The following is a 15,796-nucleotide window of genomic DNA, read 5'->3' as shown; positions in this document are numbered from 1 at the left end:
GATGAATGGCCTTTATATGAACGGAAAGCCAAAAGTGGGCGACGGCTCCCCCCAAGCGCCGATCCGCATCTTCGAGCGTGGCTTGCAGCGCCGCAGGCTCTTGCGCGCGCTCGCCAAAAGCCCTGCCGATTTTCTGCTCACCCGCGCGGCCGAGGATTTGGTCGAGCGGCTGGCGACGGTCAACCGCAGCTTTGCGGCATGCCTCGATCTCGGCACGCCGGGACCAGAGCTGGCACAAAGGCTGGCCGCCGTCCCCAATATACACGTGGTTCGGCTCGCGCCTTTGCCTCAAACCATAGCGCCTATTCCGATCCTCAATCTGATCGGCGATGAAGAGGCACTGCCTTTCGCGCCGGGGAGTTTCGATCTTGTTGTTTCGGCCTTGGCGCTGCATGCGGTCAACGATCTGCCCGGCGCTCTGGTGCAGATCCGCCAGGCCCTGAAACCCGACGGGCTCTTGCTGGCCTGCCTCGCAGGCGGCCGGACGCTGCATGAGCTGCGCACGGCTTTCGCCCTGGCCGAGACCGAGATCTTGGGAGGCATCAGCCCGCGCATTGCGCCCTTCGTCGATGTGCGCGACATGGGCGGTCTTTTGCAGCGCGCCGGCTTTGCGCTGCCGGTCGCGGATATCGAACCTCTGACCGTGCGCTACGATACGATGTTCGATCTTATGGCGGATCTTCGCGCCATGGGTGCGACGAACACGATGAGCGAGCGGGCGCGCCGGCCCTTGCGGCCCGCGATCCTGATCCGCGCGGCGGAAGTCTATGCCGAGCGGTTCAGCGATCCCGACGGCCGGGTGCGCGCCACTTTCGAATTGCTCTTTATCTCCGGCTGGGCGCCGCATGAGAGCCAGCAAAAGCCCTTGCCGCCCGGCTCGGCAAAAATAAGTCTCGCCGAGGCCTTGGGCACGACCGAGACCAAATTGAAACCGTGACGCCTCTTGGGTTAAAAAGCATGAAAGCGAGTCGGCTGGCCGTTTTGGAGAGATGTGATGAGGATCGTCTTGGTGAGCTTGATGACCGCGGCTTCGCTGCTGATTGCTTCGCAGGTCATGGCTCAAAGCCCGCCGCATTCCGAGGGACAATGCGGCGGCGCGATGCGGGGTTATGACGGCCGCGAATATCCATGCGGACCGATTCGCAAACCCGCTTGCGACACGAACAACACTCGGTGTGTCTGCGTCGAAAGGACGGAGTGCGGCGGCAGGACGAACGAGCCTTATTAGCGCGAGGCGCGTAAACCCTCTTCCTGTGGGAGAGGGTGGCTGCGCAGCAGCCGGGTGAAGGGTTACGTGCCATCATTGAATGATCGTAACCCCTCATCCGCCGCCTCCGGCGGCACCTTCTCCCACAGGGAGAAGGTTGTCGAGCGCCGTTACTGCACCAGTTCCCAAGTCACGCTGACCGAGGTCGCCAAAGTCTCGAAGCCGGGTTCGATCGGGATCGCGGCAGCAGCGCCAGCTTCGGGCGGGGCGGGCATAGCTGCTGCGAATTTCGCGCGCGGCGCGGCCGGATAAGGCGTTCCTTCACCTGGCGGCGCGATTTCGATGACACGCCCGAGCTTCAAACCGAGCGCATCGACATAGCTCTGGGCGCGGGCCAAGGCATCTTTCGTTGCCTCCGTTTGCAGCGATCGGAGTTTCGGCTCCGGATGTTCGACTTCGAAACTGATGCCGCCGAAATTATTCGCGCCCTTTTCGATCAATTGCCGGGCGAGCGCCCCGGCCTTGTCGATCGCATGCACGCGGACTTCCAAGCCGTTGCGGGCGGAATAAGCGCGCAAGGTACGCTTGACGAGGTGCCCGCTGGCATCGCGGCTTTCGTCATAGACGGGCGAGAGAGTCACCGACACCGTGCGGATATCCTTGGGGTCGATCCCTTGCGCCTTGACCTCGCCGACGACGGCCTGCGCAGCTGCTGCATTATCGCTCGAAGCCGCCGAAGCCGTGGGTCGCTCCGTCACGACGGCGAAAGAGATGATGGCGAGGTCGGGCATCACATTGGCATGGGCGGAGCCTGTCGTGGTGATATGCGGAAGCTGGTCTCTGAGGGGGACATCCTGGGCATGGGCCGCGATGGGCAGCATGACGAGACAAGCGAGGGATAGACGGAGGAATGACATTAATAAGATCCTAAAGCGCTGAAGAACCGGCTCGAACAGGTCGGGATAAACAACAAAGTAAGTTCACGAATTCATGATGACGATTTCGCGGCGCTTCTCCGCTCAATTCAAGGCCTGTTCGAGCGTCTCGAAGGCGCGGTCGACGACCACGGCAAGCAGCGAGACGACGATGGCACCCTCGATGACATAGGCCGGATTCGACGCCGACAGGCCTTCGAGAATGGGCGAGCCGAGCGACAAAGCCCCGACGCTCGAACCGATGGTCGCCGTCCCGATATTGATGATCGTGGCGTTGCGCAGCCCGGCGAAAATGAAGGGGGCGGCGAGCGGAAGCTCGATGTGAAACAAAAGCCCGCCCGGCGAAAAGCCCAGGCCCAAAGCGGCATCGCGCGCAGAACCCGGTACGGCATAGAGGCCTGCGATCGTCGCTTCCAAAATCGGCAGGGTCGAATAGAGGACCAGAGCCAGAACGGTTGGCGCCGCGCCATAGCCGAGCAGGGGAATGGCCAGCGCCAGGACCGCGACCGGCGGAAAGGTCTGGCCGATCGCGGCGAGCGCGCTGACCAGGGGCAGAAATTCTTTCCCGCTTTGGCGCGTGACGTAAACCGCGGTGCCTATGCCGATCAAAGCGGCGACCGCCGTCGAGGCGAAGACCAATTCGCAATGCGCCAATGTCAGTTCGAAAAAACTTGCCCGCGTATAAACCGGACGCAGCAGGTCCGGAAAAAGCCAGCGAAACAGCGGCGCCGTCAAAGGCATGAGAAAGACGGTTGCCAGGAAAACTGCCAACAGCAGAAGCAAAGGCCGATAGGACAGGGCGCGGGTTTGGCGCAATTGCACTTCAGCTTCCATGCGGCGGCTCGATTAGATCGGCGATCGTCAGCGTGCCGACGCGCTGGCCATTGCGGTCTTGGACCGCAAGCGTGGTGCAGCTCTCGCTTAGCATCAGGTTCAAGGCATCTTTCAGGCTCGCATCGGCGAAGATCAATGGTGCTTGCCCGGTGGTTTCGGGCCGCATGCGGCTTGCGACCTGCTCCAGATCGAGCAATCGCAAGCGCGGCGCCGTGCCGCCGATGAAATTTTCCACGAATTCGTCTTTGGGCCGCGCCAGGATCTCTTGCGGCGTGCCTGTCTGCGCGATCCGGCCTTTGTTCAGAAGGGTGATCTGCGTGCCGAGCTTCAAGGCTTCGTCTATGTCATGGGTGACGAAGATGATGGTCTTTTTGCTTTGCGCATGAATGCGCCGCATGGAGGCCTGCAGGCTCGCGCGGCTCGGCGGATCGAGCGCGGAGAAGGGCTCGTCCATGAGGATAATGTCGGGGTCGGCCGCGAGCGCGCGGGCGACGCCGACGCGCTGCTGCTGGCCGCCCGACAATTGCCGCGGATAGCGGGGGAGCCAGCTTGGATCGACTTCGGTCAAAGCGACGATCTCGTCGAGCCGCTTGGCGTATTTTTCCTTGGGCCAGTGCAACAGGCGCGGCACGGTCAGAATATTGTCGGCGACGGTCCAATGCGGAAACAGCCCGACCGATTGGATGACGTAGCCGATGCCGCGCCGCAATTGATCGGGCGGCAACGTGCCGATATCGGTGCCGCGCAAACAAATGCGCCCCGCGTCGGGGGCGATCATCGCATTGATCATGCGCAGCAAAGTGGATTTGCCGCAGCCGGACGGTCCGACCAGCGTGCAGAAGACGCCTTCTTCGACCCTGAGCGACAGATCGTCGATCGCTTTAAGCGCGCCGAAGCTTTTGCTGATGCCTTCGAGGTCGATCACACGCGTGCCCTCACCATCGAGAGGAGAAGCTGGAAGGTGAGATCGGCGCCAAGCGCCAGCAGAATGATCGGGATCGCGCCGACGAGCACGAGATCGAGCGCATATTGGCCAATGCCCTGAAAGACGAACGTGCCAAGGCCGCCCGCGCCGATCAAGGCGGCCACGGCGGCAAGGCCGATCGCCTGCACCGTGACGACCCTCATGCCGGAGAGGAGCGCCGGCATGGCAAGCGGCAGATCGACCTTCAAGACGCGCGCTCCGGCGCTGAAGCCAAGGCCTTTTGCTGCGTCTCTCACGTCGGGCGACACGGCATCGAGGCCGGTCATGCCGTTTCGCACGAGCGGCAGCAATGCGTAGAGCACGAGCGCGATGATCGCCGGCGTCCGCCCCGTGCCGCTGATGCCGAATTGCGCGAGGACAGGCACATGCGCCACGAGCGCCGAAAGCGGCGCGATCAAAAGCCCGAAAAGCGCGATCGACGGCACGGCTTGAATGACGCCAAGGCTGGCATAGACGAGGTTTTGCAGGCCCGATTTCTGCCTTATCGCGAATATGATCGGGATCGCGATGAGAAGCGCCACGCCGAGCGACAGGACGACCAAGAGCAGATGATCGACGAGCGCCTGAATGAAAACGGCCTGGTGATTTTCGAATTCCTTCGCGAGCGAGAGAGAGTCGAAAAACCCGGCGCCCGCCAAAAGCGCGAAGGGCAGACACAGAAGAATAAAGCAGCCGGCGCGCGAGACGAGGCCGAATTGCATCCTCTGCATGGCATCAAGAAAGGCGAAGAGCGCGCAGGCTGTCGGAATCCAGAAGGCGCTACCGAGCGAGAGACGCAAGGCTGGCGTCTCGGGCGAGGCGAGAGATCTCGCTAAAAGCCCGGCGTCGATGAGGCAGGCGTAGAAAAGCAGGGACGCGGAGACCAAAGTTGCAATTGATCGCAGGTTTACGGACCGCCCTCGTCCTTCGAGACGCTTGCTTTGCGATCTCGCTGTTGCGATAGATCGCCAGCGATGCAAGTTCCTCAGGATGAGGGCTAATTTAGGCCAAGTCTTCAATCCCCTCATCCTGAGGAGACGCATCAAGTCGCGCCAGCGCGACTTGGAATGCGGTGTCTCGAAGGACGAGGGATTATCTAGCTCGCTGCTTCGACTTCCCTCGGAAGGCCCAGTGACAAAAGCAAGGAGAATGAAAGCTGCGAGCGGCGCGGCGAGGGCAAGCCCCGCGCCAAGCGACTGGCCGAAGACCGGCAAATCCACGCCGCGCGCAAGCCGGTTCGGCGCCATGTCGAGGAAGCCGCCGAAAGCCAGTGCGATTGCGCCAGCGATGCCGAGGAGCAGCAGCACGCGATTATGGATCTGCGGCAAGCGACGCCCTTTCACTTCAAAAGCCTCTCATTTCAAAAGACCTTGGCTTTCGAGATAGGTCTCCGCCACTTTCGCCGCTTCTTGCCCGTCGACGGCGATCTTCGCATTCAAACGCCGCAAGGTCGAAAGATCGAGACCTGCGAAGACCGGTGCGAGCAAAGGCGCGATCTGCGGATATTGCGCCAAGGTGCTTTCGCGTACGACCGGGGCAGGGGCATAGACCGGCTGCACATGCTTATCGTCGTCGAGCGCGATCAGATCGAGCGCTATGAGTGCGCCGTCGGTGCCATAGGCCATGGCGGCGTTGACGCCGGAAATGCCGTCGGCCGCGGCTTTGCACGTCGCCGAAGTCTCGCCGCCCGAGAGAACCAAAAGCTGCATTGCGTTCAGCTTGAATCCATAGGCCTCCTCGAAAGCCGGCAGACCGGCCGGGCTTTCGACGAATTCGGCGCTGGCCGCGAGCTTGATCGGGCCGTCTGCGTTCACCCAGCGCGCGAAATCGGCCAATGAGGTGAGATGCAGCGATGCCGCGAGGGCGCGCGGCATGGCGATCACCCAATTATTGTCGGCGGGCGCCGGCGTCAGCCAGACGAGATGGTTTCGGGCAAGATCGAGGCTGGCGGCGCGCTCATAGCCCTTCTTGGCGTTGCGCCAGACCGGATCGGCGTCATCGTTGAAGAAGAAGGCGGCGTTGCCGGTATATTCGGGATAGAGGTCGATCGCGCCTGACAAAAGCGCCTGCCGCAAGATGGCGGTCGGGCCGAGCAGCAGCCGGTTCTCGACCGGGAGGCCGGCGCGCGACAGCGCGATGAGGATCATCCGGCCGAGCAGCGCGCCTTCGATGTCGAGCTTCGAACTGACGATGATCGGGGTCTCCGCCCGCGCCGACGCCACCAATGCGCAGACCGCCGCGCCGGTGAGAAAGCTGCGGCGTGTCGTGCGAAAGGCGGCCTCCATCACATCACGACCGTGATGGCCTCGGCCGCGCGGGTGAGGCCCGTATAGAGCCAGCGGGCGCGATAGTCGGGAAAGGCGCCGCTCTCATCGAAGAGCACGACATTGTCCCATTGCGAGCCTTGGGCTTTGTGCACGGTCAGCGCATAGCCGTAATCGAAAGCATCCGAGTCGAGCCGCTGTTTCATGGAGAGGCTGTCCTCCGTGCCTTCGAAAAATTCCGGCAGAATGCCGATCCGCAGCGGCTTGCGGGCAGAATCTTCCTCCGGCACGACGGTGAATTTCAGCTTGCGGCCGCGGCCCGTGGCCTTGGTGCGGACGATCCAGAGGCCGCCGTTCAAAAGCCCCTTGGTCTTATCGTTGCGCAGGCAGACGAGCTTGTCGCCGACCTCCGGAAACGGGTCTTCATAGCCGAAGAGTTCGCGCATCCGTCTATTATAAGAGCGCCGCGTCTTGTTGAGCCCGACCAGAACCTGATCGGCCTTGGTCACGAGCCCGGCATCGATCTCATGGCGCGAGATGATCCGGCTCTCGCCATAGCTGCCTGGCGAAAGCCTTCCGCCTTCGCGCACCTGCATGGAGAGCCTTATGATCGGATTATCCGCCGCCTGCCGGTGGACTTCGGTGAGCATCATGTCGGGCTCGCCGTCCGTGAAAAACCCGCCGCCCTTGATCGGCGGAAGCTGCGCCGGATCGCCCAGGACGAGCACCGGCTTGCCGAAGGACAAGAGATCGCGACCAAGATCGGCGTCGACCATCGAACATTCGTCGATAATGATGAGAGCCGCGCGTGCCGCCGCGGCATCCTCATTCAAGGTAAAGGACGGTTCCTCGGTGTCGGTGTCGCGGGCTTTATAGATGGTGCTGTGGATCGTCCTTGCGTTCTTGCAGCCCTTCGAGCGGAGAACGAGGGCGGCTTTGCCGGTAAAGGCGGCAAAGGCGACTTCGCCGTCGGCGTCCTCGGCCAGCTTTTTCGCAAGCGTCGTCTTGCCGGTGCCGGCATAGCCGAACAGGCGGAACACCTGCCGGTCCTTTTCGTTCAGCCATCGCGCGACAGCTTTGAGTGCGGCATCTTGCTGCGGCGACCAGGCCATGAATCACACGATTGGAGGCGCATTTGACATGCGAGGGAAGGGACGACATGTCGCTCATGCGAGGGAGCCAATGCAACAGGTTCTTTGTTGCACGGGGGTCCAAGGGCGTTTTAGACCCTTTCCAAACGGCTAAAATGGCCGTTTGCGCTATGTCCGGGTTGCGACGAACAACGGACATAGCCTTGGATCAGAGTCTGATTTTGGAACCAAGAAGGGCCGCCGGGCTTGATTGATGGTAAGGATAATGACGCTACCTTGCTCAGTTGCAGGTATTCATCGGAAGAATTGGAGCGTATAGTTACGTTCACTTCCAATCATAGCGAAGCAAAATGCCTTAAATCAGGCAGTTTGGACTTTTGACAGGCAAGATGCCGAGAAGTTTCGCAAGTGAATGCACAAATTTTATCAGCGACAGTTCCAAGGGGGAAGCATAGAGTGGTTACGTCAGATTTTCGACATACCGCCCTGTTTGGAAAACGACATTTTCTTCCCGCCACCAGCACTCAATCGGAGGCCGCGTAATGGATGATCGCGCCGCAACTGAGGCTGACACTGTAGCTGTGGGCAAACAGAATCCTGCCCATCGCGTGCAGTTGAGCGAAATCGCCCTGATAGGCGTCTATGAAATCTCCAAAATCCTGACGGCGCCGACGAAGCTCGAAACGACGCTGGCGAGTGTCGTCAATCTTCTCTCGTCCTTCTTGCAGATGCGGCACGGGACCATCGTGCTCGTCGATGATGACGGCGTGCCGGAAGTGTCCGTCGATGCGGATTGGAGCGAGGGCGCGCCGGAGCGGGCACATCGGTTTCCCGATCGCGCGATCCGTCAGATCATCGCGACCGCTGTTCCGCTCGTCGTTCAAAATATCGCCGATCATGAGCTTTTCGATGCGGCGGATCTGACAGCGCTTGGTGCCGATGGCGTCAATGGCGCCAAAGTTTCCTTCATCGGCGTGCCGATCCGTGCCGGCGACCGCGTGGTGGGCACGCTCACGGTCGACCGCATCTGGGACGGCGACAGCGTGTTTCGCTTCGATTCCGACGTCCGTTTCCTGGTGATGATTGCCAATCTCATCGGCCAGACGGTGAAATTGCATCGCGTCGTCGCCCGCGACCGCGACCGGCTGATCGAAGAAAGCCACCGCCTGCAGAAGGAGGTTGCGAAGCTGCAGCCTTCGTCACCGGCCAAAGCCAAGATCTCCGGCATCATCGGAGAAAGCCCGCAGATCCGTGCGGTCATGGACAAGATCGCGATCGTCGCGCGCTCCAACGCCACCATGCTTTTGCGCGGCGAGTCCGGCACCGGCAAGGAGCTCTTCGCCCGCGCCCTGCATGAAATGTCGCCGCGCGCGGCGCATCCCTTTATCAAGGTCAATTGCGCGGCGCTCGCCGAAAGCGTGCTTGAATCGGAATTGTTCGGCCACGAGAAGGGCGCCTTTACCGGAGCCATCGGCCTGCGCAAGGGCCGTTTCGAACTGGCCGACGGGGGGACTTTGTTCCTCGACGAAATCGGCGAAATCTCGCTCGCTTTCCAGGCCAAGCTTCTGCGCGTTCTGCAAAATGGCGAGTTCGAGCGCGTCGGCGGCGTGCGCACGCTGAAGGCCGATGTACGGCTCATCACGGCCACCAATAAAAACCTCGAAGAGGCGGTGCGCAAAGGCGAGTTCCGCGCCGATCTCTATTACCGCATCAGCGTAGTGCCGGTGTTGCTGCCGCCCTTGCGCGACCGCTCCAGCGACATTCCGCTGCTGGCCGCGCATTTCCTCGAGCAGTTTAACGAGGAAAACGGCCGCCAGCTTTCGTTCTCGAAGCAGGCGACGCAGATTCTGAAATCCTGCTATTTCCCCGGCAATGTGCGCGAGCTCGAAAATTGCGTGCAGCGCACGGCGACTTTCGCAACCGGCGACACGGTCGCGGCTGCCGATTTCGCCTGCGAACAGGATCAATGCCTCTCCGCGACGCTGTGGAAGGGCAAGACGGCCGGCGGCGATGGCTGGGGCAGCCATAATCATAGTAAGGCCACCGGTGGGCTTGGGTCTTTGCCGGGCGTGCCGCCGGAAGCCACCCGCGCCGAGGCGCGCCGGCCGGCGGAGGCGCCGGTCTGGAGCCGGGAGCCAGAGCGGCCGGCGCCGACCGCGCCGGCGGAGTCTTCCACAGCTCCAGCCGAGGATTATGAGCCCCAATCGTCGGCCGATGACGCAAGCGAACGGGCGAGACTGCTCGACGCCATGGAAAAGACCGGGTGGGTCCAGGCCAAGGCTGCCCGGATGATGGGGCTGACGCCGCGCCAGATCGGTTATGCGCTGCGCAAACACGCCATCGAGATCAAAAAATTCTGAAACTTTTCGCTCACCGGCTGTACCGGGGATGACGGTCTGCGGGCGAGCAGGCCCTCATTCATGCGTCAACTTGTCCGTGAGCGGGTGCGTTGCAGCAAACCTGCCTGCCACATTGTCAGAGGTACGACATTATTGGCGTGGTTTTGCACGGTTGACGCTTGAAGTCCCCTCGGTAGATCAACCTGTTACCCCGTTGGTATAGGATTTGCTCCCATCACGCGAGACATTCATTGGCGGATGGCCGTGTCCCATCCTTCCAATCGATTGGTTCCGCTTGTGATCGACAGGCCGGGACCGGCGGTGGCGGATGTCTGAGGTTTTTTGCGGTTGGTCTGGAGACACGAGACCGGTCTCTCTGGACCCTTTGTTAGGGAACGCTACCATGGCCTATAAGATCATCGCTTCTCAGTGCACTGTTTGCGGTGCTTGCGAATTCGAATGCCCCACGGCTTCGATTTCGTTCAAGAACGAGACCTACGTCATTAATGCCAAAACGTGCACGGAATGCGCAGATCAATTCGAGCATCCGCAATGCGATACGGTTTGCCCGGTTCCTCAGACCTGCGTTCCCGCTGCCTAATGAGGTAAGCGGTAAGATGGCGAGGTATCCATTGGCAGGGCGGTGATGTTCAAACCCTTCCATCTGTTGATCTAAGCTTAGAGAACATAAAGGTCTCTCCGGCTGTTTCTATAAGGGAGCGCTATCATGTCCTACAAAATCATCGCTTCTCAGTGCACAGTTTGCGGCGCTTGCGAATTCGAATGCCCGAACACGGCGATCTCGTTCAAGAACGAGACCTATGTGATCGACCCCAAGAAGTGCACCGAATGCGAAGGTGATTTCGATCATCCGCAATGCGACACCGTCTGCCCGGTTCCGCAGACCTGCGTTCCGGCCTAATCGGCAGATCGCAAAAGGCGCCGTCCGATGGACGATGTGGGCGATGTTTACGATTGGCAAGGACAGCTCGTCGATTGCAAACAATGCCCGCATGAGCCGCTTCTAAGCGACGGTCGATGCCGCAAGGGCTATGCCTGCGCACTCGATCGTCGCATTAAACATATGGACCGGTTTTTTCGCGCCAATCCCGAATTGGCCGATGCCCACCTCGAGCATCCCTATTTCGAGCTGCGGGCCGTCGCGGTCAAATATGCCAGCCTCTTTCGCATAGCCTCGATGATCAACGATCCCGAACCCGAGGTTCGGTCGATGGCGGTCACGCGTCTGCCGCCGGAGCGCGTCAAAGGGCTCGCCAAGGATCCCGACCGCCGGGTGCGGATCGGCGTCGCCTGCAAAATGGAAGGCCAGGCGCTGGTCGCCATGCTCGACGATGCCGATCATCATGTGCGGGTCGTCGTCATCCGCCGCATGCCTGCCGATATCGTCTTCATGGCCATGCACGATCCGGAGCCCGTCGTGCGCCGCTGGGTGGCGCGCCGGCTCGATCCTTCCCGCCTTCCCGATATGTGCCAGGACAAAGACCCGATGGTGCGCGTCGAAGTCGCTGAACGGCTGGCGCCCGAGCGGCTCGACGTTTTCGCGGCCGACCCGGATTTGCGGGTGCGCTTTACTGCCGCCGAACGGATCGATCCCGAGCATCTGCCCCTCTTCCAAGAGGATGCGGACGCGCTGGTACGTGACATGGCGACGCAGCGCATGCTGGAATTGGGCATTGCGGCCCAGCCGCGCGAGCCCGAGCCAGGGCCGCTGCCGTCCAGCAATGTCATCTCTCTTTTCGGCAGGCCGCATTCGGCGCAGTAGATCACGATGATTTTGGGCTCGTCAAAGTCGGGCCTGCCCGACTTTGACCTTTCAAATGCCCAACTGGGGCTTGCCCGAGTTGGGTTAGTCCAAAATCATGAAACGTGGTCGATTCAATAAATTAGAGCGGGATAGCGCAGATAAGTATACGCAATCTGCGTAAACTGGATTGCGCCGCAAAACCGCTTACACTTTTGCTCATCCCGCTCTAGCGCCGGGGCATCATCCGGAAAAAGCCGCCAAGGTTTCGGGTCGGGCGTCGCGGTGAGCCGCAAGCATTGGCGAAGATCAAGCGCGGCTTTCCTCGCAAGGCAAATCGCGGGCTTGTCCGACACCAAAGTTAAATGCGGGATCACGAAATATCGTTATGAATTTTGAAGTCATAACGGTGGGCCAAGGCTCAGCAATTGCCGAGGTTGGTTGCTCTATATTTAGCGTCGGCTCCTGTCTCTGCTGCAAGTGTCGTATTTCGAACAGCCTGATGCGGGTTTTAGCGGAGGGGTTGTCGGCATCGTGACAGCCGGTTCAATTTAGAAATCTTCTTCGATTCAATGAATTAGAAGTCCGTTTATTTTGGCATGGGAGTTGCTCTCCCCTTGCCAGGCGATCTTGCCTCAACGGGATCGTAATTGAGCTTATCGGCGGGTGGCGTGCAGACGCTTCCTTAAAACCAATAGGTTCCAGCCATAAAGCGAGGATCGAACATGGAATTGACAGAACGCGAAGTCGCGGAAGCGGCTGTGGCCGCCGGCAAGAACGCCGACGAAATCATGAAGATGATGGCCGAGCACAAAGGCTGCGAAACCGACAGCGACGGCGGCAAGAAAGCCAGCTGCGGTACGGCTGCTGCCGAGAACGATCTTCCCCCGGAAATCTGGGAAAAGGTCAAGAACCACCCCTGCTACAGCGAAGAGGCGCATCACCACTACGCCCGTATGCACGTCGCGGTGGCCCCGGCTTGCAACATTCAGTGCAATTACTGCAATCGCAAATATGATTGCGCCAACGAATCTCGTCCGGGCGTCGTCTCGGAGCGTCTGACGCCTGAGCAGGCTGCGAAGAAGGTTCTGGCGGTCGCCTCAACCATCCCGCAAATGACCGTGCTCGGCATTGCCGGCCCTGGCGATCCGCTCGCCAACCCGGAGAAGACCTTCAAGACCTTCGAGCTCATCGCCAAGACCGCCCCGGACATCAAGCTCTGCTTGTCGACCAACGGCCTGACGCTTCCCGACCACGTCGACACCATTGCCAAGTACAATGTCGACCACGTCACGATCACTGTGAACATGGTTGATCCGGAAGTCGGCGCGAAGATCTATCCCTGGATCTTCTACAAGCATAAACGCTACACCGGCCTCGAAGGCGCCAAGATCCTGACCGAGCGTCAGATGCAAGGCCTCGAGATGCTCACCGAGCGTGGCATTCTCTCCAAGATCAACTCGGTCATGATCCCCGGTGTCAACGACAAGCATCTTGTCGAAGTCAACAAGGCTGTTAAGGGCCGCGGTGCGTTCCTTCACAACATCATGCCGCTGATCTCGGCTGCTGAGCACGGCACCGTGTTCGGTCTGACCGGCCAGCGTGGCCCGACGGCTCAGGAACTGAAGAAGCTTCAGGATTCCTGCGAAGGTGAAATGAACATGATGCGTCACTGCCGTCAGTGCCGCGCCGACGCCGTTGGTCTTCTTGGTGAAGATCGTTCGGCCGAGTTCACCACCGAAAAGATCATGGAAATGGACGTCAACTACGATCTGGCTACCCGCCAGGCCTACCAGGCCAAGGTCGAAGACGAGCGTAATGCGGTTGCCGGCGCCAAGGCCAGCGAGCTGCAGATCCTCGCCGGCGTCGACAGCGAGATCAAGATCCTCGCCGCTGTCGCCACGAAGGGTTCGGGCCGCATCAACGAGCATTTCGGTCATGCTTCCGAATTCCAGATCTACGAACTGAGCACGGGTAAGGGCGCTCACTTCATCGGCCATCGTCGCGTCGACCTGTACTGCCAGGGCGGCTACGGCGAGGAAGATGCTCTTGAGACCGTCATCCGCGCCATCAAGGATTGCCATGCGGTCTTCGTTGCGAAGATCGGTGGTTGCCCGAAGAACACCCTCAAGGAAGCCGGTATCGAGCCGATCGACGAATTCGCTCACGAGTTCATCGAGAAGTCCGCGATCACCTACTTCAAGCGCTATCTCGAAGGCGTGAAGGATGGTTCCATCATCCACGTCGAAAAGGGTGACGCTGAAATTCGCCCCGGCGAAATTGCCAACTCCTTGGACGCCGTGACCGAACCTGCTGAATAATCTTTCAGCGATCTGGTCATAGAATAAATGATCGGGGCGCGAGAAGTTCGCGCCCCGATTTCGTAAATAGAACCTCTCTATCCAGGAGCAGGCAAATGGCACTACTCATCGCAGCCTCTTGTGTGAACTGCTCGGCCTGTGAGGCTGAGTGTCCCAATGAAGCCATCAGCGCAGGCGAAGGCATTTATGTCATCGACCCTGCCAAGTGCACCGAATGCATTGGTTTCCATGACGATCCGCAATGTGCTCTGATCTGCCCGGTCGAAGAGACCTGCGTCGTTGACGAGAGTTATCCGCGCTATCAGGCGGCTTGAGCATGAACGACTTGAATCTGACGATCACGCCTGCAGCGGACAAGTTTGTCCGCCGCTTGCTGCGCTTCGATGGTGGCCCGACGAGCGGTTTGCGTCTGTCGGTATCGCCTGGCGGCAGTTCCGGCCTTGCGGCGGAATTCGTGATCGCAGATTCACCCGCGGCGGGTGAAACCACGCTTGACCTGAATGGCTTGCGCTTCTTCCTGCCGGCTCAAAGCCGTCTGCTGCTGCAAGGCGTGACGATGGATTTCCAGGAAACGGCGACGACCTCGGGTTTCGAGTTCCACGATCCGAGCCACGTATCCACACGCGGCACGCACAGCCATGATGCGGCGAGCTTGCCAGAACACGTGCGCGAGCATTAAATCGGCTCAGGCGTTCATGCCTCAGCACGGAGAGTAAAATGGGGGTCCCGGCAACCGGAACCGGATTGAGCACCGGCGGCGGCATACAGGATGTCGAAGTCCTTTTGGGCGCTGGGCTGCCGCTGGAGGCGAAAAAGTGCCTCGATCAAGCAGCGACGGTCTATGCCGACGGCGATCTCGCCTTACAGCTTTTGCGTGAAGCCGAGACCATTGCTCCAGCTCATCCGGCTGTCCTGATCGGCCTTTACCGGTTCTTTTTTTACAAAGGCCGGCTCGAAGAATGTCTCGAGGTCTGCCACGTCTGCCTCGCAGAAGCCGCGTATCATAATAATCTGCCGGACGATTGGCACCAGGTCCAAAGCTCGGACGCGGATTTCAGCTCTTATGAGATGATGCCGCGTTTCTTCCTGTTTGTGCTCAAGGGCTATGCTTACCTGCAGATGCGCCTGGGCAATCTGGAAGAGGGCCTCTCGGCAACGATGAAGCTTCTCGAACTCGACGCAAGCGACAAGATTGGCGCGACCCTGCTGCTCGAAGTCTATCAGCGCAAGAAGGAGAGGGACGCCGACAATGCGTAACGACATTGACGAGGCGCGGGACTGGCAAGGCCAGGAGCTCAGCTGCGAAGGATGTCGCTATGAGGTCTTCCTGGCCGAAGGCAAGTGCCAGCTCAAGCAGGCCTGCGTCTTCGACCGCTACGCGCGCCGTATCGACCGGTTCTTCTATTGGAACCCGACGCTCGCCAACGAGCATCTGAACGATCCCTATTTCGAGACGCGGGCGGTCGCGGCCAAGCATGCCGATGTCTTCCGGCTGCCGCCCTTGCTCGAAGATCCCGACGAGACCGTGCGCTGGGCGGCGGCGGCGCGCCTGCCGCAGAATTATCTTTTGAAGCTCATTAACGACCCGCATCGCGAGGTTCGCATTCGCGTCGCCTCGCATCTCGATGACGCAAATCTCGTCTCGATGATCAAGGATCCTGATTATTATGTGCGCACCATGGTCGCGCGGCGGCTGTCGCCCTCGACCTTGCCGTTAATGATTCACGATCCCGAGCCGGAGGTGCGGCGTACGATTGTGCGGCGGATCGATCCGGCATGGTTGATGCGTCTGGCTCAGGACAAGGACCCGAGCGTCCGGCTCGAAGTGGTGCAAAGACTGACGAACGAGCAGCTCGTTGCCTTGTATTCGGACGCGGATTGGCGGGTTCGCTATGAAGTGGCGGGGCGGATCGACGATCTGCAGCGCTTGACGCAGATGACTGTGGACGAGGACCCCTTGGTCCGCGAGCTGGCGGTGCAGCGGCTTGGCGACTTGCAGGCCAGTGGCAGCGGGGCGCCGGAGGCAAGAATTAGTTGAGCGGGCAACGCCGGCGTAGCTAGAGATGTGATGATTGTGAT

General features: G+C 60.3%; 16 protein-coding genes. 10 read left to right on the top strand and 6 right to left on the bottom strand.

The genetic code is table 11. The annotated features are described in order from the left end of the window. Position 1 precedes the first annotated feature (1 nt). Positions 2-937 (top strand): methyltransferase domain-containing protein, encoded by a 936-nt coding sequence (locus tag A3OQ_RS0119445; RefSeq protein ID WP_020177115.1) that lies wholly within the window; start codon positions 2-4, stop codon positions 935-937. Between the two features lie 440 nt (positions 938-1,377). Here A3OQ_RS0119445 and A3OQ_RS0119435 read toward each other — a convergent pair whose 3' ends face one another. The 6 genes from A3OQ_RS0119435 to A3OQ_RS0119410 all read right to left on the bottom strand — a co-directional run bounded on the left by A3OQ_RS0119435 (position 1,378) and on the right by A3OQ_RS0119410 (position 7,316). Next, a complete protein-coding gene (locus A3OQ_RS0119435) occupies positions 1,378-2,124 on the bottom strand; it encodes an SIMPL domain-containing protein (RefSeq protein ID WP_026596028.1) in 747 nt (248 codons plus the stop codon). A gap of 102 nt (positions 2,125-2,226) precedes the next feature. After that, on the bottom strand, positions 2,227-2,976 hold the full coding sequence (locus A3OQ_RS0119430; RefSeq protein WP_020177112.1) for an ABC transporter permease: 750 nt from the start codon (positions 2,974-2,976) through the stop codon (positions 2,227-2,229). Further along, positions 2,966-3,901 carry an ABC transporter ATP-binding protein gene (locus tag A3OQ_RS0119425; RefSeq protein ID WP_020177111.1) on the bottom strand — a complete coding sequence of 312 codons (936 nt, stop codon included), beginning with the start codon at positions 3,899-3,901 and terminating at the stop codon, positions 2,966-2,968. The genes A3OQ_RS0119430 and A3OQ_RS0119425 overlap by 11 nt, the downstream gene beginning before the upstream one ends. Continuing rightward, positions 3,898-5,283, bottom strand: a complete 1,386-nt coding sequence (locus A3OQ_RS23075) for an ABC transporter permease (protein WP_152428537.1) — start codon at positions 5,281-5,283, stop codon at positions 3,898-3,900. The genes A3OQ_RS0119425 and A3OQ_RS23075 overlap by 4 nt, the downstream gene beginning before the upstream one ends. A 12-nt stretch (positions 5,284-5,295) precedes the next feature. After that, complete coding sequence (osmF, locus tag A3OQ_RS0119415) at positions 5,296-6,225, bottom strand: glycine betaine ABC transporter substrate-binding protein OsmF (protein WP_020177109.1); 930 nt, start codon at positions 6,223-6,225, stop codon at positions 5,296-5,298. Further along, positions 6,225-7,316 carry an ATP-dependent DNA helicase gene (locus A3OQ_RS0119410; protein WP_020177108.1) on the bottom strand — a complete coding sequence of 364 codons (1,092 nt, stop codon included), beginning with the start codon at positions 7,314-7,316 and terminating at the stop codon, positions 6,225-6,227. Before A3OQ_RS0119410 ends, osmF begins: the two co-directional genes overlap by 1 nt. 521 nt (positions 7,317-7,837) lie before the next feature. On the opposite strand from A3OQ_RS0119410, the gene nifA reads away from it, so the two are divergent. From nifA to A3OQ_RS0119360, 9 genes are all read left to right on the top strand, one after another. Beyond that, the gene (gene nifA / locus A3OQ_RS0119405; RefSeq protein ID WP_051116056.1) at positions 7,838-9,655 is read left to right on the top strand and encodes a nif-specific transcriptional activator NifA; all 1,818 of its coding nucleotides are present in this window, start codon (positions 7,838-7,840) and stop codon (positions 9,653-9,655) included. Between the two features lie 382 nt (positions 9,656-10,037). Continuing rightward, positions 10,038-10,235, top strand: a complete 198-nt coding sequence (locus tag A3OQ_RS0119400; RefSeq protein ID WP_020177106.1) for a 4Fe-4S binding protein — start codon at positions 10,038-10,040, stop codon at positions 10,233-10,235. A 126-nt stretch (positions 10,236-10,361) separates the two neighbouring features. Continuing rightward, entirely contained in the window at positions 10,362-10,556 is a 195-nt protein-coding gene (locus tag A3OQ_RS0119395; RefSeq protein WP_020177105.1) for a 4Fe-4S dicluster domain-containing protein, read from the top strand. 27 nt (positions 10,557-10,583) lie between these two features. Next, positions 10,584-11,417 carry a 4Fe4S-binding leucine-rich repeat protein gene (locus A3OQ_RS0119390; protein ID WP_020177104.1) on the top strand — a complete coding sequence of 278 codons (834 nt, stop codon included), beginning with the start codon at positions 10,584-10,586 and terminating at the stop codon, positions 11,415-11,417. 770 nt (positions 11,418-12,187) lie between these two features. Continuing rightward, positions 12,188-13,717: a nitrogenase cofactor biosynthesis protein NifB gene (gene nifB / locus A3OQ_RS0119380; protein ID WP_425280308.1), complete on the top strand. Its 1,530-nt coding sequence runs from the start codon at positions 12,188-12,190 to the stop codon at positions 13,715-13,717. Positions 13,718-13,812: 95 nt separating this feature from the next. After that, positions 13,813-14,031, top strand: a complete 219-nt coding sequence (locus A3OQ_RS0119375) for a YfhL family 4Fe-4S dicluster ferredoxin (RefSeq protein WP_026596025.1) — start codon at positions 13,813-13,815, stop codon at positions 14,029-14,031. A 2-nt stretch (positions 14,032-14,033) separates the two neighbouring features. Next, positions 14,034-14,396 (top strand): iron-sulfur cluster biosynthesis family protein, encoded by a 363-nt coding sequence (locus tag A3OQ_RS0119370; protein WP_020177100.1) that lies wholly within the window; start codon positions 14,034-14,036, stop codon positions 14,394-14,396. Positions 14,397-14,434: 38 nt separating this feature from the next. Next, complete coding sequence (locus tag A3OQ_RS0119365; protein WP_020177099.1) at positions 14,435-14,974, top strand: hypothetical protein; 540 nt, start codon at positions 14,435-14,437, stop codon at positions 14,972-14,974. Beyond that, complete coding sequence (locus A3OQ_RS0119360) at positions 14,967-15,755, top strand: 4Fe4S-binding leucine-rich repeat protein (protein ID WP_020177098.1); 789 nt, start codon at positions 14,967-14,969, stop codon at positions 15,753-15,755. The genes A3OQ_RS0119365 and A3OQ_RS0119360 overlap by 8 nt, the downstream gene beginning before the upstream one ends. The last annotated feature ends 41 nt before the right edge of the window (positions 15,756-15,796 follow it).

The organism is Methyloferula stellata AR4 (assembly GCF_000385335.1).
GTDB classification, from domain to species: Bacteria; Pseudomonadota; Alphaproteobacteria; order Rhizobiales; family Beijerinckiaceae; genus Methyloferula; species Methyloferula stellata.
The sequence above is the reverse complement of the archived record's forward strand: the minus strand, read 5'-3'. Positions and strand labels throughout refer to the sequence as shown.